The sequence below is a fragment of the Pseudomonas sp. zbq_18 genome, from assembly GCF_043102245.1.
GTDB lineage: Bacteria > Pseudomonadota > Gammaproteobacteria > Pseudomonadales > Pseudomonadaceae > Aquipseudomonas.
Map to the genome: position 1 here is coordinate 206,037 of NZ_JBICIT010000022.1, position 18,015 is coordinate 224,051.

Genomic DNA, 18,015 nt, shown 5'->3' on the forward strand with positions numbered 1-18,015 from the left:
GGATTGCATCCGGGCCAGGTTGTCACTCGCCGGGCTTTTTCAGCTTGGGGTTGGGGAAGAACTGCACGGTCTGACCCTTGCTCGCCGCCGGCTTGGCCTCGGCCTGGTTGACCCGCGTGCCCAGCTCCCGGGGTACCGACTGGCCCTGGGCGTTGAGGGTGTCGGCATAGCCGCAGGCCACGCATTCGCGATGCGGCACGCCGTCGACGTTCCACATCTTGATGGTGTCCTGGCCGCTGCACGCCGGGCACACGGCGCCGGCGATGAAGCGCTTGGGCGTCACCTCGCTCATGCCGCCTCCGCGCTCAGGCCGAGGTGGCGCAGCAGCGCGTCGATGCTCGGCTCGCGGCCACGGAAGTCGACGAACAGCACCATCGGCTCCTGCGAGCCGCCGCGCGCCAGCACTGCCTCGCGGAAGGCGCGACCGGTGTCGGGGTTGAACACGCCCTCTTCCTCGAACTTGGAGAAGGCGTCGGCGCTCAGCACTTCGGCCCACTTGTAGCTGTAATAACCGGCCGCGTAGCCGCCAGCGAAGATGTGGGCGAAGCCGTTGGCGAAACGGTTGTAGGCCGGCGGACGCAGCACCGAAACCTCGTCGCGCACGCCTTCGAGCACGTCCAGCACGCTGCGGCCGTCGCCGTGGCTGGCGTGCAGCTCGAAGTCGAACAGGGAGAACTCCAGCTGGCGCACCATCATCAGGCCGGACTGGAAGTTCTTCGCCGCCAGCATCTTGTCCAGCATGGCCTGCGGCAGCGCCTCGCCGGTTTCGTAGTGGCCGGAGATCAGCGCCAGACCCTCGGGCTCCCAGCACCAGTTCTCCATGAACTGGCTGGGCAGCTCCACCGCGTCCCAGGCCACGCCGTTGATGCCGGAGGCACCGGCATGCTCGACGCGGGTCAGCAGGTGGTGCAGACCGTGGCCGAATTCGTGGAACAGGGTGGTGACTTCGTCGTGGGTCAGCAGCGCCGGCTTGCCGCCGACGGCAGGCGTGAAGTTGCACACCAGGTTGGCCACCGGGCTGATCAGCTGGCCTGCCGCATCGCGGCGCTTGTCGCGGGCACCGTCCATCCAGGCGCCGCCGCGCTTGTTGGCGCGGGCGTAGAGGTCGAAGAAGAAGCGGCCAACGTGCTGACCGTTCTCGCGGATCTCGAACAGGCGCACGTCCGGATGCCAGCTGTCGAAACCGGACAGCTCCTGGATCTGGATGCCGTAGAGCTTTTCGACGATGGCGAACAGACCGCTGAGTACCTTGTCGATCGGGAACCAGGCGCGCACCTGCTCCTGGGAGATGCTGTAGCGCTGCTCGCGCAGCTTCTCGCTGTAGTAGCCGACGTCCCAGCTCTGCAGGTCGTCCAGGCCCTGCTCGGCGGCGAAGGCCTTGAGCTCGGCCAGGTCCTGTTCAGCAAAGGGCTTGCTGCGCACGGCCAGGTCACGCAGGAAGTGCAGCACCTGCTCGGTGGACTCGGCCATCTTGCTGGCCAGCGACAGCTCGCTGTAGTGGGCGAAACCGAGCAGCCTGGCCAGCTCCTGACGCAGGTCGAGGATCTCGGCCATCACCGGGGTGTTGTCGTTCTGCCCGGCGTTCGGCCCCTGGTCGGAAGCGCGGGTGCAGTAGGCGGCGTACACCTCTTCGCGCAGGGCGCGGTCGTCGGCGTAGGTCATCACCGCGAAGTAACTGGGGAACTCCAGGGTGATCAGCCAGCCGTCCAGGCCACGGGCCTCGGCGGCCTGGGCCATCTGCGCCTTGGCCGAGTCGGTCAGGCCGGCCAGCGCCGCTTCGTCGCTGACGTGCTTGGTCCAGGCCTGGGTGGCGTCGAGCAGCTGGTTGGAGAACTTGCTGGTCAGCTCGGACAGCTTCATCTGGATCTCGCCGTAGCGCTTCTGCTGCTCGGCCGGCAGGTCGATGCCGGACAGGCGGAAGTCGCGCAGGGCGTGTTCGAGAATGGTCTTCTGCGCCACGTCGAAGCCGGCGGCCTCGGGGCTGGCGGCCAGCGCCTGGTAGGCCTGGAACAGCGGCTTGTTCTGGCCCATTTCGGTCCAGAACTCGGACAGCTTGGGCAGGCAGGCCTCGTAGGCGGCGCGCAGCTCGGCGTTGTTGCACACCGAGTTGAGGTGGCTGACCGGGCTCCAGGCGCGGCCCAGGCGGGCGTTCAGTTCGTCCAGCGCCAGTACCAGGCCATCCCAGCTCGGGTTGCTCTGCTGGCTTTGCAGCAGCTCGGCGATGGTCGCACGGCTGTCGGCGAGGATCTGGTCGACGGCGGGTTCGACGTGCTCGGGCTTGATCTGGGAGTACGGTGGCAGGTCGAAGTCTTGCAGCAGGGGATTGTTCGCGGTCACGGGCGGCACCTTGGCGTCACGGAATGCCGGCCATAGTAATACAAGCGTCGCAGCCTGCCGCAGCAAAGCGCTCTATGGTGATGATAAATCCGGCGCCCAGTGCATCACCCGGTCACGTCCACTGCTCTTGGCCGCATACAGCGCACTGTCGGAAGCGGCAAACAGTTGCTCGGGCGAGTCGAACGGGCCTTCGCCCAGGCTGGCGATGCCGATGCTCAGGGTCAGCGGCGCATCACTGCGGCTGGCCTGGCGCAATTCGCGGCGCAGGCGCTCGGCGAGCACCTCGGCGGCCTCGGCCTTGGTGCCCGGCATGATCACGGCGAACTCCTCACCCCCGTAACGGCAGGCGGTATAGGGCCGGCGCACCTCGATCTGCAGCAGCCGCGCCACCTCCTGCAGCACGCGGTCGCCAGCCTGGTGGCCGAAGTCATCGTTGAAACGCTTGAAGTGGTCGATATCCAGCAGCAGCAGGCTCAGCGGCTGGTCGTATTCGCGGTACTGCTGGAAGTGCTCGCGCATGCGCTCGTCGAACTGGCGGCGGTTGGCCAGCCCGGTGAGGGCATCGCGGTAGCTGTCGTGGTGCAGGTCGCGCACCCGCGCGCCCAAGGCCAGCGACAGCAGCAGCATCTCGATCAGCGAACCGATCTGGAAGGCGTTCTGGGTCAGCCAGTTGTGCGGCAGCAGGCCGAAGGTCTTCAACATGTACACCGTCACGCCCGTCAGCAGCGCACTCCAGGCCATCAGGTAATAGCGCGCCGGGCGGCTGCCGGAGACGAACGAGGCGATGCCCAGCAACAGCAGGTGCAGGGTGACCACCAGGGTGACGTAGGAGAACGGCTGGATCAGCTGGGCATATGTGAACAGCGGGATGGCCAGCAACAGCAGCAGACAGACGCCCTGCAGGCCTCGGCCGATCAGATCCAGGCGCGGCGCACGGCTGCGCGTGGCGAGGATGGTGCGGGTGAACTTCAGGCTGCCGAACAGCGACAGACCGAGCAGCACCAGCAGGCTGTCGTTGGCCAGCTGCGGGCTGCCCGGCCAGAAGAACTGGTAGGTCAGGCCGTTGTGTACCGCCATGTACAGGCCATAGCAGCAGACATAGAACAGGTAGAAGAGGAAGGCGCGGTCACGCACCGCCAGGAACATGAACAGGTTGTACAGCACCAGCGCCAGGAAGCCGCCGTAGTAGCAGCCGTAGGCCAGCTGTTCCAGGCTGATGTGCTCGACCAGCGCCTGCGGCGAATACAGGCTGAGGGCGATGTTGACCGGGCCACCGGAGGCGTAGCGCAGGTAGTAGGTGCGCTGGCTGTTGGCCGGCAGGTCGAGCACGAAAAGGAAGTCACGGTGCTGCACTTCGCGGCTGGCGAAGGGCGTGCGGTCGCCGGTACGGCGCACCTGCCAGTTGCCCTGGCCATCCTGTGACCAGAACTCCAGCCAGTCGATCAGCGGGTAGTCCTGGCGCAGCAGCACTTCCTGATGCCGATCGTGCGGGTTGCTCAGGCGCAGACGCACCCACCAGGCCGAGGAGCTGAAACCGAAATTGGCCGACTCGGCCGTGTTGTCCTGAAACGCCAGCGACTGCACCTGTTCCAGGGTCAGCGTGCCCTGGGGGTCTTCCAGTAACTGCAGGTGCGGTGACAGGTTACCGCCATCGAGAATCGCCCCTTGCAACGCCAGTGGCTCGGCACGGGCCAGACCCGCCAGCAGGCACAGGCACAACAGCCACCCCAGACGCGGCTTCAACAGGCAGAACATCAGCAAACCTCCCGCCTGGCTGGCGGTTGTCATTATGGTTCCCGCAAACGGCGGGGGAACTGTCGCGGATTCTGCCAGCCGAAATGGCGCTGTGCCATCACCGGGCGGCGAACGGTGGCGGTTACAATTGCGAGCCTAGTCAATCGAGGAGAGCCGCGGTGAGCATTCGCACCTATCAACAGATCACCCCGCAACTGGGCGCACGCGCCTTTGTCGATGCCAGCGCCGTGGTGATCGGCGATGTGGTGCTGGGCGAGGACGCCTCGGTGTGGCCGATGGCCGTGGTGCGCGGCGACATGCACCGCATCCGCATCGGCGCGCGCAGCAGCGTGCAGGACGGCAGCGTGCTGCACATCACCCACGCCGGGCCCTTCAACCCGGACGGCTACCCGCTGCTGATCGGTGACGAAGTGACCATCGGCCACAACGTCACCCTGCACGGCTGCACCCTGGGCAACCGCATCTTGGTCGGCATGGGCAGCATCGTCATGGACGGCGCCGTGGTGGAAGACGAGGTGGTGATCGGCGCCGGCTCCCTGGTGCCGCCGGGCAAGGTGCTGCAGAGCGGCTACCTGTACGTCGGCAGCCCGGTGAAGCAGGCCCGCGCCCTGACCGACAAGGAACGCGCCTTCTTCAGCTACAGCGCAGCCAACTACGTGAAACTGAAAGACCTGCACCTGGCCGAAGGCTACGGCGCCAGCGACAAGTGAGCGACATGCACTACCGCACGATTCTGTTCGACCTCGACGGCACCCTGACCGACCCGCGCGAGGGCATCACCCGCTCGGTGCAGCATGCGCTGGCCCAGCTGGACATCCACGAACCCGACCTGGCGGCGCTGGAACACTTCATCGGCCCGCCGCTGCTGCAGTGCTTCATGAGCACCTACCAGCTCAGCGAGGAACAAGGCTGGCAGGCGGTGAACCACTATCGCGAGCGCTTCAAGGTCACCGGCCTGTACGAGAATCGTGCGTTCGACGGCATCGACGCCCTGCTCACCCGCCTGGTCGACCAGGGCCGCACCCTGTATATCGCCACCAGCAAGCCGACCGTGTTCGCCCGCGAGATCGCCCGCCACTTCGGCTTCGACCGGCATTTCAAGGTGATCTACGGCAGTGAGCTGGACGGCACGCGCACCGACAAGGTCGAGCTGATCGCCCACCTGCTGCAGGAAGAAGGCCTCAACCCGAGTGACTGCCTGATGATCGGCGACCGCAAGCACGACCTGATCGGTGCCCACCGCAACGGCCTGCACGCAGCCGGCGTCGGCTATGGCTTCGGCAGCCGCGAGGAGCTGCTGGGCGAGGCCCCGGCCTACTACTTCGCCAGCCTGGCGGAACTGGCCCGGGCCTTCGCCTAGTCGTTGCGCTGGTAAATGATCTTCTTGCTGCCGCCCTCGCAGCTGCCGACCACCATGCCGGGGTCTTCGACCTCGGCGTTCGGTACGATTTCCAGGGTGTAGCTGGCTACGCCGGCGGCCTGGATCTTCACCTCGATTTCCTCTTTCAGCTCCTCGCAAGGCTTGGGCGCCGCCAGGGCCGCACTGCTGAACAGACAGACCGCCAACAGGGTCATCCACCGTTTCATCGCTCACCTCCCGATCAACACATGCCATCTGACCACCCCTGGCGGGGGTCGGTTCTAGCGACTCGCGGCCAGCGCCCGAAGCGCCCTATCGCGCTCTTCGACCGGCAGTTCAGCCAACTCCGCGGCACGCTGATAAAAACGCGACCAATCGCCGTCGGCCTGCGCGAACAGCACGGCGAAGGCGTCTACCCACTGGTCATAGAGGCCAAAGGGCAGCAGCCGGGCGTTGTTCAGCGGCGCGTTGATCCAGGCGTCGTACCGCGTGTCGCCCCGCCACTGGCTGTCGCGCAGTGCCACGTAGTCCTGACGCAGACGGGAAAACTCGGCGGCTTTGCCCTGACGCTTTTGCTCATCACTGACCGTGCTGCCATAGAGGGCTTGCAAGCGTTCGCGGCTGGCCAGGATCAGTTCGGTGAACTGCCGGCGCTGGCGTTCCTCGTCCGCCGCCAGTGGCGCCAGACCACGCGCTGTACGCCACTGACGCAGCCCTTCCTGCTCGACGAAGCTGGCAAAGGACTCGTTGAACGCGGTGTCGTCGGCCACATACAGCTGCTGATGGGCCAGCTCGTGAAAGATCACCGCCGCCAAGCGCTCATCGCCCCAGCGCAGCATGGTGTTGAGGATGGGGTCGTCGAACCAGCCCAGGGTGGAGTAGGCCTCGATGCCGGCGACGTAGGTGTCCAGGCCCTGCTCCTGGAGCAAGGCAGCCGCACCACGGGCGCGGCCCTGCTGGTAGAAGCCGCGATAGGCCACGCAGCCGGCAATGGGGAAACAGTGGGTCAGCGGCGCCAGCGACAGCTCCGGCGTGGCGAACACATTCCACACCACATAGGGCCGTTCGAGGTCGGCATACAGGCGGTAGCTGCGGTTATCCGGCAGCTGCAGCGTACGGCTGGCGAAGTCCCGTGCCTGCTGGGCCAGGGCCAGGCGGCGCTGCAGTTCGGGGTCGACAGCCGGGTCAGCCAGCAGCTTATCCACCGGCTCGCGGGCAGACAGCAGGGCCAGCTGACCACGGCCGAGCTGGGCGTAATAGTCGAGGCTGGCGCAACCGTTCAGCAGCAGGCCGAGCAGTAACGGAACCAGCCGCCAGCGACAGAGGTCGAGTAGGGCAATAGACATGCTCGCGAGCCTAGGCAGTACCTCCGCACTTGTCGATGCCCACGCTCAGGAAGCCCGCCATGCGTCTCTCTCTTATGCTCTGCCTGTTGCTCCCCCTCACCGGCTGCGCCCAGCTCTGGCTGCGTCATGATCCGAGCATGGCCTGGCTCGACCTCGCCCCGGCCCAGGGCCAGCGACTGGGCATCGCCCAAGTGGACGGCCACGACCTGGGCGATGCCGACTATGTACAGCTGTCGCCCGAACACCACGAACTGCAGGTGCGCCTGCACTTCGAAGTGGCGGCGGACAATGTCGGCACGCCAGGCCAGCCCCTGCCACGCACCTGCCTGCTGAACCTGCAGTACGCCGGTTTCGCCGCCGGCCAGCGCTACCGCCTGGAGACCGGCAGCCATGGCTTCCGCCCCTGGGCCAAGCTGCGCGACCAGCACGGCTACACCCTGGCCACCGCCCGTGAAGGGCGCTGCGGCGATGTCTGATCGGCGCTATGCTGGCCACTCTGCCCGGAGGAACGTCCTCATGCGCCTACCACTGCTGATCGCCACGCTCGCCCTTGGTGCCTGTGCCAGTCCGCTGCCGCAACCCGACCCACAACAGGCCTGGGTCGACCTGCAGATTCGCGCCGGCTACACCCTGATGGCCCATCGCCTGGACAACCAGCGCTGGGATGATGGCCGCTACTTCCAGGTCAGCCCCGGCGCCCATGACCTCGACGTCCGCTTCCAGTTCGAGGTCGCCGGCGGCGGCAGTGATTTCAGCAGCGAACCGGTCACCATGACCTGTCACCTGCGCTTCAGTTACGCCGATTTTGCCGCCGGCCAGCGTTACCGCATCGAGGCCCGCCCCCTGCAGTACAAGGCCCAGGGCTGGCTGTACGACGCCGCCGGCCAGGTGCTGACGCGAGCCAAGGTACAGCGTTGCAACACCTTCGGTTGAGCGACGCGCCGCGACAGGGTAAAAAGCGCCTCCCTCGGCTACCCTCTCAGCCGTGATCAGCCTGCCAGGAGCCACCCGTGGAAGAAGTCATCGAACAACTGCGCGAACTCAACGAGCCGGTACCGGTGCCGCTGGAGCTGCCGGACGAGGAAACCCTGGTGGAAATCCAGGAGCAGATCCTCATCCACCTGCCCTTTGAACTGCGCGAATTCCTGCTCAAGGTCAGCGACGTGGTCTACGGCCGCCTGGAGCCGGTGACCGCCACGGACCCGCAATCACACACCTACCTGCCGGAAGTCGCCTCGGTGGCCTGGGACCTGGGCCTGCCCCGCGATCTGGTGCCGCTGTGCCAGGACGGTCGCGACTACTACGCCGTGGATGTGGAAGGCCAGGTGGTGTTGTGGGACGGCGACGAGGGCGAGCTGACCGACGAGAGCTGGGACTCGGTCTGGCACTGGGTGCGCGACGTCTGGCTGGGCGAGTAGGCGCACGTCGCGCGCATGGGTACGCCGCAGCCTGGGGCGCTCCCCGGCTGTTTCGCGGCTAAAGCCGCTCCCACAAAAAGAGCAGTGCGTAGGGCGGGGCTTGTTACACGCGGCCACTTCTAGGCCAGCCGATCAGGGCAGGTAGATGCGGAACTCGCCGCCGCCCAGCGGCCCGCCATTGCCCAGCTCGATGCGCCCGCAGCGCTCGCCGCGGCGATGCAGCTCGGCGATGCGCGCGGCGAAGTACAGCCCCAGGCCGGTACTGCCGCTGCTCTGGTTGAGGCCGAGGACGTAGTCGCCCTGCTGCTCGATCATCGCCTGCGGGTAGCCGGCACCATCGTCGTTGACGCACAGCAGCAGTTCGCCGCCCTCCTCGCGCGCGCTGATCAGCAGGGCGCTGCGGGCGTAGCGGATGGAGTTGGCGATGACGTTGGCCAGCACCGAGCCGATCAGCTCCTGGTCGAAGAAACCCATCAGGTCGAAGCGCTCCACCTCGCCGCGGGCACGGATGCCACGGCTGTCGAGCACGTCCTGGTGGCGTGCCAGTTGGGCGCCGATGAAGTCGTCCAGCTCGTGGTGGTCCGGGTGCAGCGGCAGCTGGTTGACCCCCAGCTTGTACAGGCCGAGCAGCTGCACCAGCATGCCGTTGAGGCGGGCGAACTCGTACTCGATCACCCCGCGCTCGGCGCCACCCTGAAGCTCCGCCGGCAGCTGCGCCAGCCAGCGCGCATGGGACTGGCCGAGCAGGGCCAGGGAGTTCTTCATGTCGTGCACGGTGGAGGCGATGACGGTGGCGATATCCAGCCCGCTCATGCGCCGAACGCTCGCTGGCGCAGTTGCTGGTAGCGCTCGTAGCGCGGGTCGCTGGCGGGAATCATCTGCACCGCATCGAGGCAGGCGCGGCACTCGGCACGGGCGTCGTCGGCCATCGGCTCGCCCAGGCGCAGCAGGGCCTGAGCGACATTGAGGGCGATGCTGATGTTCTTCGGCTGCAGGGCCAGGGCCCGGCGGAACAGCTCCAGGGCATCGGCGGCGCGCCCCAGCTGATAGGCACGCACGCCCTGGCGATTGAGCTCCACGGCCTCCTTGGCGCCGCCGAGAATGGCCGGATCGTCGGTCAGCCGGGCCACCCCGCGCAGCACGTTGGCATCGTCGCCATAGATTTCCACACAGCTCTTCAGCAGTTGCTGGCTGGCGGCCTGCTGACCGAGCGTCTGCAGCTGCGCGGCCACGCTCAGCGCGGCTTCGGCGGAAAAGAATTCGCCCAGGCTGTCCAGCTCCGCCGCGGCCTGCCCGGCCAGCTCGGCGGCGCGTGCGTTGTCGCCGTTCTTCTGCGCCGTGTTGGCCTGCATCAGACGGCTGCGCACCCGCACCGCGCGATCCTCGGCGTAGTGGCTGTCCAGCTCGGCCAGGGCCTGGTTGATCTCGGCCTGGGCGCGCTTGTCCAGCGGCTCGTCGCCGGACTCGGACAGCAGCGCCTGGCTCAGGCCGAGGTAGCTGTCCGGGCTCTTGAAGCGCGAGTTGCGACCCTGCTCCACCGCGCTGCGATAGGCCTTGCTGGCGCTCTGGAAGTCCTGGTTGTCCATGGCCAGCTTGCCCAACTGCGCCTGCCGGCGGATGGCCAACGGCGACAGGCGTACCGCATCCTCCAGCACGCCCTGCGCGCGTTTGCCCTCGCCCTGGGCAGCCAGCACGGCGGCCAGGCCGTCATACAGCCCCGGTTGCATGGGAAAGGCCTGCAGCGCCTTCTCGTACAACTGGCGGGCGTGCTCGTGCTCGCCGCGGCGCAGCAGCAGGCCACCGAGCGCCTGGTAGGCCCAGGGAATCGCCCGCTCGGCAAGCACGGCATTGAGCAGGCGCTCCAGCTCTTCGTCACGGCCCAGCTCACGCAAGGCGCCGGCCTTGTAGCGCTGGCACAGTGGCAGCAGGCGCTTGTCCTGCTGCGCCAGGCGCTCGCAGGCATTCAGCACCTCGGCGGGAATGCGCTTGTCCAGCGCCTGCAACACCGGCCTGAGCAGGTTCTTGCGCTCCATCAGCTTGTCCAGGCGCTGGGCCAGGCTGGCGCGGTTGAAGGGCTTGGTCAGGTAGGCATCCGGTTCATGCTCCAGGGCACTGAGCACCATGGCCTGGCTGCTCTCGGCGGTGACCATGACGAAGATGCACTGATGGCTGATCAGGCGCAGGGTGAGCAACTCCTCCAGCACCTGCTGGCCGTTCTTGCCGGTGCCCAGGTTGTAGTCGTGGAGGATGATGTCGTAGCGCTTCTGCCGGCACAGGGCGATGGCTTCCTCGCCACGGTTGGCGGTGTCCACGTCACGCGCGCCCATCTCGCGCAGCATGGCCTTGACCGAGCTGAGGAAGTCGTTGAAGTCGTCGACGACCAGAAAGCGCTGCTGGCTGTAATCCTGCATCGAATGCCCCGGATGCGAAAAGTCGTTTCAGTGTATGCCAGGAAAAACCTTCGCACCGGCAGCCCACTAGGCCGGCGGACTGAGCACCGGCTGCGCCCGCCGCCCCGGCGCGCTTTCCAGCTCCAGCAGGTTGAGCAGGAAACGGGCGAAGTAGAGCAGGTCCTGCTCCATGGCCTGACGCGCGGCCTTGGCGTCACCGGCCTCGATGGCGGCGAAGGCTTCCTCGTGGAAGTCGTTGAGCCTGAGCGACAGGTCGGCGCCGGTGAACAGGCGATTGAAGAACGGGCCGATCTGCAGCCACAGCGACTCGATACTGCGCAGCAGCACCGGGTTGCCGCAGGCGCCATACAACTGCAGGTGGAACTGGCTGTTGGCGTCCAGATAGGTCTGCACGTCACGCTGCTCGATGGCCTCGTCCATGCGCGCCACGCAGTCGCGCAACTCGGCCAGGTCGGCGGCTTTCAGGTTGGGCGTGGCCAGCTCCACGGCCAGGCCCTCCAGACCCAGGCGCACCTGGAAGATGTTCTGGTAGCGCTCGCGGGTCATCGCCGGCACCCGCACCGAGCGTTGCGGCTCGCCTTCCAGCGCGCCCTCGGCGACCAGGCGCTGCAGCGCGGCGCGCACGGGCATCGGGCTGGTCCCCCACTCGGCGGCGAGGTCGCGGATCTTCAGCCGCTGGCCAGGCTGGAAACGCCCGGCCAGCAGGCCTTCACGAATACGTTGGTAGAGCTGTTCCTGCAGATTGTCGGCCATCGTCAGTCACCCACGCGCCGGTGGTGCAGGAAGTTGAGCGAGGGTCAGCGAGCAGTTGCGCATGAAGAATTCCTTTGGCTTAAGAAGGCCGCTCCAGAGCGGCGCAGGGGGATTCTAATGACTCACGGCGTCTTGTTCTCTATCAGGCAATTACCGCCATCCACGACGAGGATCTCGCCGGTGATATAGCTGGCCTCGGGCGAGGCGAGGAAGGCAGCGGCGGCAGCCACTTCTTGCGGACGCCCGGCGCGGCCGAGCGGCGTGTACTCGGCGGCATGCTTCTCTTCCTCGGTGGAGGAGCCGGTGGCGATCCAGCCCGGCGCCACGCTGTTGACCGTGATGCCCTGCCTGGCCACTTCCAGCGCCAGGCCCATGCTCATGCCGAGCATGCCGGCCTTGGCCGCGCTGTAGGCCGCCTCGCCCGGATTGCTGCCACGCGTGCCGGTGGTGGAGCTGATATTGACGATGCGCCCGTAGCCCCGCGCACGCATGCCCGGCAGCACGCCACGGGTGAGCAGGAAGGCCGTGCCCAGGTTGCGCGCGATGGACAGGTTCCAGGTCGCCAGGTCCATGTCCGCCAGCTCGGCGAACGGCTCCGGGCTGCCCTGCATGGCCATGCCGGCGTTGTTCACCAGAATGTCGATGCGCCCCCACTGGGCCTGGGCCCAGGCCACCAGCGCGGCGACCTGGTGCTCATCGGTCAGGTCGGCGGCGTAACCCCGTGCTTCAATACCTGCAGCGCAGAGTTCGGCGACCCGCTGTTCGATACGCGCACTGCTGGCCGTGACCAGCACGCGAGCACCGGCCTGGCCCAGGCGCCGGGCGATGGCCATGCCGATGCCGCTCTCGCTGCCCGCGCCGCTGATCAGTGCCACCTGTTCGTTGAACTGCATCCGGCCGATCCTTGTGATCACAAAATTGATTTAAATTTAATACCAATCACCAATTAATGCATATGTTGCCATTTTTGTGATCACAAAATAGCATGTGCATAAATTCGAACGAGGTGTGCAACATGACAGCCAGTGGTATCAGCCCATCCGCCGTGGAAACCTTCTTCGCCCGCGAGCGCGAACTGTTCCTGGCCCGTAATCCGAAGTCCGTGGCGCTCGCCGAGCGCGCGCGCAACTCCCTGTACGGCGGCGTGCCGATGCACTGGATGGCCGACTGGTCGACCCCGGTGCCGCTGTTCGTCGAACGCGCCAAGGGTGCACGCTTCTATGACGTCGACGGCCACGAGTACATCGACTTCTGCCTGGGCGACACCGGCACCATGTTCGGCCACTCGCCGGACCCGATCGCCAAGGCCATCGCCGAACAGGGTAACAACGGCCTGACCACCATGCTGCCGGGCGAGGACGCCGTGGTCTGCGGCGAGCTGCTGGCCGCACGCTTCGGCCTGCCGTTCTGGCAGGTCACCGCCACCGCCACGGATTCGAACCGCTACGTGCTGCGCTGGGCGCGCGAGATCACCCAGCGCAAGACCCTGCTGGTGTTCGACGGCTGCTACCACGGCACCGTCGACGACGTGATGGTGCGCTACCGCGACGGCGAGACCGTGCCGCGCTCCGGCCTGGTCGGCCAGGCCTACGACCTGACCCAGTACAGCCGCTCGATCCCGTTCAACGATGTTGAAGCGTTGGAAGCGGCGCTGGCCCAGGGCGACGTCTGCGCCCTGCTGTGCGAGCCGGCGATGACCAACATCGGCATGGTCCTGCCCGAGCCGGGCTTTATGCAGAAGTGCCGGGAACTCACACGTAAATATGGTTCGTTGCTGATCATCGACGAGACCCACACCATCTCCACCGACATCGGCGGCTGCACCAAACTGTGGAACCTCGACCCGGACTTCTTCGTGGTCGGCAAGCCGATCGCCGGCGGCGTGCCCTGCGGCATCTTCGGCTGCAGCGCGGCGATGGCCGAGGCCATGAGCGCGGCGCGTAAACGCGCCAGCGAGAACAGCCATGGCCACGGCCATAGCGGCATGGGCACCACCCTGTCGGCCAACGCCCTGGCCATGCACTGCATGCGCGCCAACCTGGAACAGGTGATGACCCCGGCCGCCTACGACCACATGCTGCCGCTGGCCAAGCGCCTGGCCGATGGTTTCCGCCGCCTGATCAGCAAGCACGACCTGAAGTGGTCGGTGACCGAACTGGGCGCGCGCAGCGAGTTCCAGTTCTGCCCGGTGTCGCCGAAGACCGGTGCCGAGGCCGAGGCGGCCTTCCACGACGAACTGCAGATGGCCATCCACTTGTACCTGATCAACCGCGGCATCCTGATCACCCCTTTCCACAACATGACCCTGTGCTGCCCGAGCACCACCGAGGCCGATGTGGACAAGCTGATCGCCATGCTCGACCAGGCCATCGGCGAACTGCTGGCCATCCCCGGCGCGCGCCTTTAACTCCCTCTCCCTCGGCTTCACAAATAAAGAGCGGGAGAGAGCTGGGGAGAGGGCAACGGCCCCTTCCCTCTCCCCCGGCCCCTCTCCCACCAGTGGGAGAGGGGAGAACAGCAAAGGACACCACCATGCAATTCGCCAATCCCCAGGAAGCCCGCGACTTCCTCGCCCAGCACCCCGAGGTGCGCCTGATCGAGCTGATGCTGATCGACGCCAACGGCATCCCGCGCGGCAAGCTGCTGCACCGCGACGAGCTGCTGCCGATCTTCGAGAACGGCCGCCCGCTGCCCAGCTCGATCCTCTCGCTGACCATCCAGGGCGAGGACGTCGAAGAAAGCGGCCTGGTCTGGGAAGTCGCCGATGCCGACTGCTGGACCTACCCGCTGCCCGGCAGCCTGACCCTGCAGCCCTGGCGCGCCACCCCCACCGGCCAGGTGCAGGTGAGCATGCACCCGACCCAGGGCGCACCGGCCGCCGCCGGTGACCCGCGCCATGTGCTGGCGCGCGCCATCGACCGCCTCAAGGCCGACGGCTACCACCCGGTGATGGCGGTGGAACTGGAGTTCTACCTGCTGGATAAACACCGCGACGCCAACGGTCGTCCGCAGCCGGCCGTGCAGGCCAACGGCGTGCGCCCACAGGCGCCGCAGGTGTACGGCGTGCTGGAGCTGGAACAGCAGCAGGCCTTCCTCGACGACCTGTACAGCGCCTGCGAGGCCCAGGGACTGCCGGTGCGCACCGCCATCTCCGAGTACGCCCCCGGCCAGCTGGAGCTGACCCTGGAGCACCGCTTCGACGCCCTGCAGGCGGTCGACGAAGGCATCCGCTACAAGCGCCTGGTCAAGGGCGTGGCCAACAAGCACGGGCTGATCGCCTGCTTCATGGCCAAGCCGTTTGGTGACCTGGCCGGCAGCGGCCTGCACATGCACGTCAGCCTGGCGGACGCCGAAGGCAACAACCTGATGGCCAGCGAAGACCCGCACGGCACCCCGCTGCTCAAGCACGCCATCGGCGGCATGATGGCCACGCTCAACGACGCGCTGGCGATCTTCTGCCCCAACGCCAACTCCTACCGCCGCTTCCAGGCCAACAGCTACGCGCCGCTGGCCAAGAGCTGGGGCGTGAACAACCGCACCGTGTCGTTCCGCGTGCCCGGTGGCCCGGCCAAGAGCCGCCACGTCGAGCACCGCATCTGCGGCGCCGACGCCAACCCCTACCTGGCCGCCGCCGCGATCCTCGCCGGTATCCACAAGGGCATTCGCGAGCAGATCGACCCGGGCGAGGAAATCATCGGCAACGGTTACGAGCAGGCGCGCGAAACCCTGCCGACCGACTGGCTGACCGCGCTACGCAACCTGGAGCAGTCGAGCTGGGCCAAGGAAGCGCTGGGCGAGGATTTCCTGAAGATCTTCCTGGCCATCAAGTGGGAAGAATTCCGCCAGTTCGTCGGCGAAGTCGGCGAGCAGGACTGGCGCTGGTACCTGACCCACGCCTGATCCGCAGCAAAGGTGGGTAAGGCCACGCCCTTGCCCATCCTGCCCCGCTGCATCCTTCCGGCTGCCATTCTGAGCCGCCCTGCGCTCATCCCTCGCCACGCAGCCTTCCCTGCTTCGTCCTGACGCACACGCCTGCAATACGTGCCGAAACAGGGCGCAGGCAAGGTCAATACCCTCCCGAGCACCGGCTGTTCGCCCGGTCGCGAATTTGCATGGTGTTTGCCGCTGGCAACGCGAAGTAAACAGGCAGCACCTATAACAACAAGCAGACCCCGCAGGAACTGCAACGCCAGCGCCCTGAAAACTGCCTATGAGACAACCATGGAATTTGCCAACAACACCCTGTCGATGACCGTCCTGATGACCCCGGACATGGCCAACTTCGCTGGCAATGTGCACGGCGGCACGCTGCTCAAGTACCTCGACGAGGTGGCCTATGCCTGCGCGGCGCGCTACGCCGGCTGCTACGTGGTCACCCTGTCGGTGGACCAGGTGATCTTCCGCGAGCCGGTGCATGTCGGCGAGCTGGTCACCTTCCTCGCCTCGGTCAACTACACCGGGCGCACCTCGATGGAGATCGGCATCAAGGTGGTCACCGAGAACATCCGTGAACGCTCGGTACGCCACACCAACAGCTGCTTCTTCACCATGGTGGCGATGGACGACCAGCGCCAGCCGATCCCGGTGCCACCGTTGCAACCGCAGACGCCGGACGAGCAGCGACGCTTCCGCCAGGCCCAGCGCCGTCGGGAAATCCGCGAGGAACTGGTGCGCCGCTACCAGTCCCTCGACGCCGAGATCTAAGGCTCAGCCCGCGACTGGCTCGGCCCTACGCCGGGTCAGGCGCTGGCCGAGCCAGTCCAGCGCCAGCATCAACAGCAGCGACGCGCCGACCAGCGGGAACAGCAGGCCAAGGCCGAACATGATCGCCACCCCGCCCTTCCACAGCGGCATATCGTGGCGCAGCGGCGGCACACCGAAACGGCCCGCCGGACGGCGCTTCCACCACATCACCAGGCCACTGACCGAACCCAGCAGGATCAGCAGACACACCAGCAGCATGATCAGCTGGTTGGCCAGGCCGAACAGCTTGCCCTCGTGCAGCATCACACCGGTTTCCACCGTGCGCGCCACCAGGCCGTAGTCGGCCCAACGTACGTCCGCCAGCACCTGACCGCTGTACTGGTCCAGGTGCAGGGTGGCGTCGTTACGCGGGTCGTCGGCGAACAGGGCGACGGTGAACACGCCTTTCTCGTCGCCGGGAAAGCTGATGCTGTAGCCCGGCTGCACGCCAAGACGGCTGGCCGTGTCGACCACCTGCTGCAGGCCGATGCGCTCGGGCGCCACCGGCGCGCTGGACATGGCGTGGCCATGATGCGCGGCATGCGGGTCGGACTGCGGCAGCGGGGTGTTTTCCACCGCCCAGGCCACCGTCTGCGCGGTCGCCGTGTTGAGGCTGCGCGCCGGCACAGTCGATTGCGGCACGGCGTCCCACATGGCCGCCGGGAAGTGGTTCCAGGCCCCGGCGAACTGCGCGCCCCAGAAACCGGTCCAGGTCATGCCGGTGAGCAGCATGAACAGCAGCAGGGCACTGCCCCAGAAGCCGCTCACCGCATGCAGGTCGCGCCACAACAGGCGCCCGCGTGCGCCCAGGCGCGGCCACAGCACCCCGGCGCCACCCTGCCCGCGCGGCCACCAGAGGTACAGGCCGGACACCACCAGGACGATGCCCCAACCGGCGGCCAGCTCGATCAGGCGGTCGCCGACGGTGCCGATCAGCAGCTCGCCGTGCAGGGCGCGGGCGATGGCCTGCAGGTTGTCCTCGGCATCCTGCTGGCCCAGCAGTGCGCCGCTGTAGGGGTCGAGGAACAGGTTGGTTGTTCGGCCATCGACGCTGGCGACGAACTGCGCGCTGCGCTCGGCGTCGAGCGGTGGTAGGTATTTGCTCACCTCGGCCTGCGGCAGCACCTGCTGCAGATGAGCCAGTTGCTGATCGGCGGACAGTGGCGTGCCCGCCGGCTGCACCCTGAGCAGCTCGGGGTACATCAGCTGGTCCAGCTGCGGCTTGAACAGGTAAACGATGCCGGTCAGCGCCAGCATGATCATGAAGGGGATGACGAACAGGCCGGCATAGAAGTGCCAGCGCCAGGCCAGGTTGTAGAAGGACACCTTGGGCTTGCTCACGGTGAATACCCCGCAATGGTCGGATCGAGGGGGCTCTGCGGCCCCTGTGCTAACGGATCAGACGTGGGAGTGGGGCGGGGCGCGCGGTGGCGCATCGTGAGGGGCCAGCCGGCGCATGAAAGTGCCGGCCAGGGATAGCGGAATGCCGACAGCCAGGGCATCCGCGACGCCACCAAGATCGACCAGGGCACCGGGCACGGCCGGGCTGGACAGCAGCAGGGTGCAGTAGCCGCACTTGGCCCACAGCGGCTGACTGCCGTGGTGGGCCGGCGCCGCATCGCCGCAGGCCAGCTCGTCCAGCCAGGACGGCAGCCCGTCCGTCTGCGCCCGGGCCAGGCCCTGGGACAACAGCGGCGCAGCCAGCAGCAGGAACATGGCCAATAGGGCCAGGCGCGCGGTGCTTTGTAGGTGGCGGGTCGACGGCAAGGACGGCTATCCGATTCGCTCAAGAAAGGGGCGCCAACGCGCCCCGCCGGCAAGCATAGCCGTTATCGCGGCGGCGGTGGCTCATCCTGTGCCCACAGCCAGGCACCGGCGCCCAGCGCCGCCAG

At 66.9% G+C, this 18,015-nt stretch carries 19 protein-coding genes; 8 read left to right on the forward strand and 11 right to left on the reverse strand.

Features of this window, described 5'->3' with window-relative positions:
• Nucleotides 1–22 precede the first annotated feature (22 nt).
• The 3 genes from ACF8C6_RS17550 to ACF8C6_RS17560 form a co-directional block, all read right to left on the reverse strand.
• On the reverse strand, nt 23–292 hold the full coding sequence (locus ACF8C6_RS17550) for a YheV family putative zinc ribbon protein (protein WP_392500455.1): 270 nt from the start codon (nt 290–292) through the stop codon (nt 23–25).
• On the reverse strand, nt 289–2,337 hold the full coding sequence (gene prlC, locus ACF8C6_RS17555; protein WP_392500456.1) for an oligopeptidase A: 2,049 nt from the start codon (nt 2,335–2,337) through the stop codon (nt 289–291). The genes ACF8C6_RS17550 and prlC overlap by 4 nt, the downstream gene beginning before the upstream one ends.
• Before the next feature lie 72 nt (nt 2,338–2,409).
• Nucleotides 2,410–4,125 (reverse strand): diguanylate cyclase, encoded by a 1,716-nt coding sequence (locus ACF8C6_RS17560; protein ID WP_392500457.1) that lies wholly within the window; start codon nt 4,123–4,125, stop codon nt 2,410–2,412.
• A gap of 125 nt (nt 4,126–4,250) precedes the next feature.
• Here ACF8C6_RS17560 and ACF8C6_RS17565 point away from each other — a divergent pair, with 125 nt between their 5' ends.
• Together ACF8C6_RS17565 and ACF8C6_RS17570 are read left to right on the forward strand one after the other, a co-directional pair.
• Nucleotides 4,251–4,802 carry a gamma carbonic anhydrase family protein gene (locus ACF8C6_RS17565; RefSeq protein WP_392500458.1) on the forward strand — a complete coding sequence of 184 codons (552 nt, stop codon included), beginning with the start codon at nt 4,251–4,253 and terminating at the stop codon, nt 4,800–4,802.
• Nucleotides 4,803–4,807: 5 nt separating this feature from the next.
• A complete protein-coding gene (locus ACF8C6_RS17570) occupies nt 4,808–5,452 on the forward strand; it encodes an HAD family hydrolase (RefSeq protein WP_392500459.1) in 645 nt (214 codons plus the stop codon).
• Here the strand turns inward: ACF8C6_RS17570 and ACF8C6_RS17575 are convergent.
• Nucleotides 5,449–5,679 (reverse strand): DUF1161 domain-containing protein, encoded by a 231-nt coding sequence (locus tag ACF8C6_RS17575; RefSeq protein ID WP_392500460.1) that lies wholly within the window; start codon nt 5,677–5,679, stop codon nt 5,449–5,451. The two genes, ACF8C6_RS17570 and ACF8C6_RS17575, sit on opposite strands and share 4 nt — an antisense overlap.
• A gap of 54 nt (nt 5,680–5,733) precedes the next feature.
• The gene (locus ACF8C6_RS17580) at nt 5,734–6,798 is read right to left on the reverse strand and encodes an aminopeptidase (protein ID WP_392500461.1); all 1,065 of its coding nucleotides are present in this window, start codon (nt 6,796–6,798) and stop codon (nt 5,734–5,736) included.
• A gap of 59 nt (nt 6,799–6,857) precedes the next feature.
• On the opposite strand from ACF8C6_RS17580, the gene ACF8C6_RS17585 reads away from it, so the two are divergent.
• From ACF8C6_RS17585 to ACF8C6_RS17595, 3 genes are all read left to right on the forward strand, one after another.
• A complete protein-coding gene (locus ACF8C6_RS17585) occupies nt 6,858–7,274 on the forward strand; it encodes a hypothetical protein (RefSeq protein ID WP_392500462.1) in 417 nt (138 codons plus the stop codon).
• Nucleotides 7,275–7,314: 40 nt separating this feature from the next.
• Complete coding sequence (locus tag ACF8C6_RS17590) at nt 7,315–7,731, forward strand: hypothetical protein (protein ID WP_392500463.1); 417 nt, start codon at nt 7,315–7,317, stop codon at nt 7,729–7,731.
• A gap of 77 nt (nt 7,732–7,808) precedes the next feature.
• A complete protein-coding gene (locus ACF8C6_RS17595; protein WP_277687873.1) occupies nt 7,809–8,216 on the forward strand; it encodes an SMI1/KNR4 family protein in 408 nt (135 codons plus the stop codon).
• Nucleotides 8,217–8,348: 132 nt separating this feature from the next.
• On the opposite strand, the gene ACF8C6_RS17600 is transcribed toward ACF8C6_RS17595, so the two are convergent.
• From ACF8C6_RS17600 to ACF8C6_RS17615, 4 genes are all read right to left on the reverse strand, one after another.
• Nucleotides 8,349–9,029 (reverse strand): sensor histidine kinase, encoded by a 681-nt coding sequence (locus ACF8C6_RS17600; RefSeq protein WP_392500464.1) that lies wholly within the window; start codon nt 9,027–9,029, stop codon nt 8,349–8,351.
• Nucleotides 9,026–10,627 carry a response regulator gene (locus ACF8C6_RS17605; protein WP_392500465.1) on the reverse strand — a complete coding sequence of 534 codons (1,602 nt, stop codon included), beginning with the start codon at nt 10,625–10,627 and terminating at the stop codon, nt 9,026–9,028. Before ACF8C6_RS17605 ends, ACF8C6_RS17600 begins: the two co-directional genes overlap by 4 nt.
• 66 nt (nt 10,628–10,693) lie before the next feature.
• Nucleotides 10,694–11,380, reverse strand: coding sequence for a GntR family transcriptional regulator (locus ACF8C6_RS17610; RefSeq protein WP_277687870.1), 687 nt, complete (start codon nt 11,378–11,380; stop codon nt 10,694–10,696).
• Nucleotides 11,381–11,502: 122 nt separating this feature from the next.
• Nucleotides 11,503–12,273, reverse strand: a complete 771-nt coding sequence (locus ACF8C6_RS17615; protein WP_392500466.1) for an SDR family NAD(P)-dependent oxidoreductase — start codon at nt 12,271–12,273, stop codon at nt 11,503–11,505.
• A gap of 122 nt (nt 12,274–12,395) precedes the next feature.
• On the opposite strand from ACF8C6_RS17615, the gene ACF8C6_RS17620 reads away from it, so the two are divergent.
• From ACF8C6_RS17620 to ACF8C6_RS17630, 3 genes are all read left to right on the forward strand, one after another.
• Nucleotides 12,396–13,787, forward strand: coding sequence for an aspartate aminotransferase family protein (locus ACF8C6_RS17620; RefSeq protein WP_392500467.1), 1,392 nt, complete (start codon nt 12,396–12,398; stop codon nt 13,785–13,787).
• A 125-nt stretch (nt 13,788–13,912) separates the two neighbouring features.
• Nucleotides 13,913–15,280 carry a glutamine synthetase family protein gene (locus tag ACF8C6_RS17625; RefSeq protein ID WP_392500468.1) on the forward strand — a complete coding sequence of 456 codons (1,368 nt, stop codon included), beginning with the start codon at nt 13,913–13,915 and terminating at the stop codon, nt 15,278–15,280.
• A 321-nt stretch (nt 15,281–15,601) separates the two neighbouring features.
• A complete protein-coding gene (locus ACF8C6_RS17630; RefSeq protein WP_392500469.1) occupies nt 15,602–16,084 on the forward strand; it encodes an acyl-CoA thioesterase in 483 nt (160 codons plus the stop codon).
• 3 nt (nt 16,085–16,087) lie between these two features.
• Here ACF8C6_RS17630 and ACF8C6_RS17635 read toward each other — a convergent pair whose 3' ends face one another.
• Nucleotides 16,088–17,464: a PepSY-associated TM helix domain-containing protein gene (locus ACF8C6_RS17635; protein WP_392500470.1), complete on the reverse strand. Its 1,377-nt coding sequence runs from the start codon at nt 17,462–17,464 to the stop codon at nt 16,088–16,090.
• A 57-nt stretch (nt 17,465–17,521) separates the two neighbouring features.
• On the reverse strand, nt 17,522–17,890 hold the full coding sequence (locus ACF8C6_RS17640; protein WP_392500471.1) for a DUF2946 family protein: 369 nt from the start codon (nt 17,888–17,890) through the stop codon (nt 17,522–17,524).
• Nucleotides 17,891–18,015: the final 125 nt, after the last annotated feature.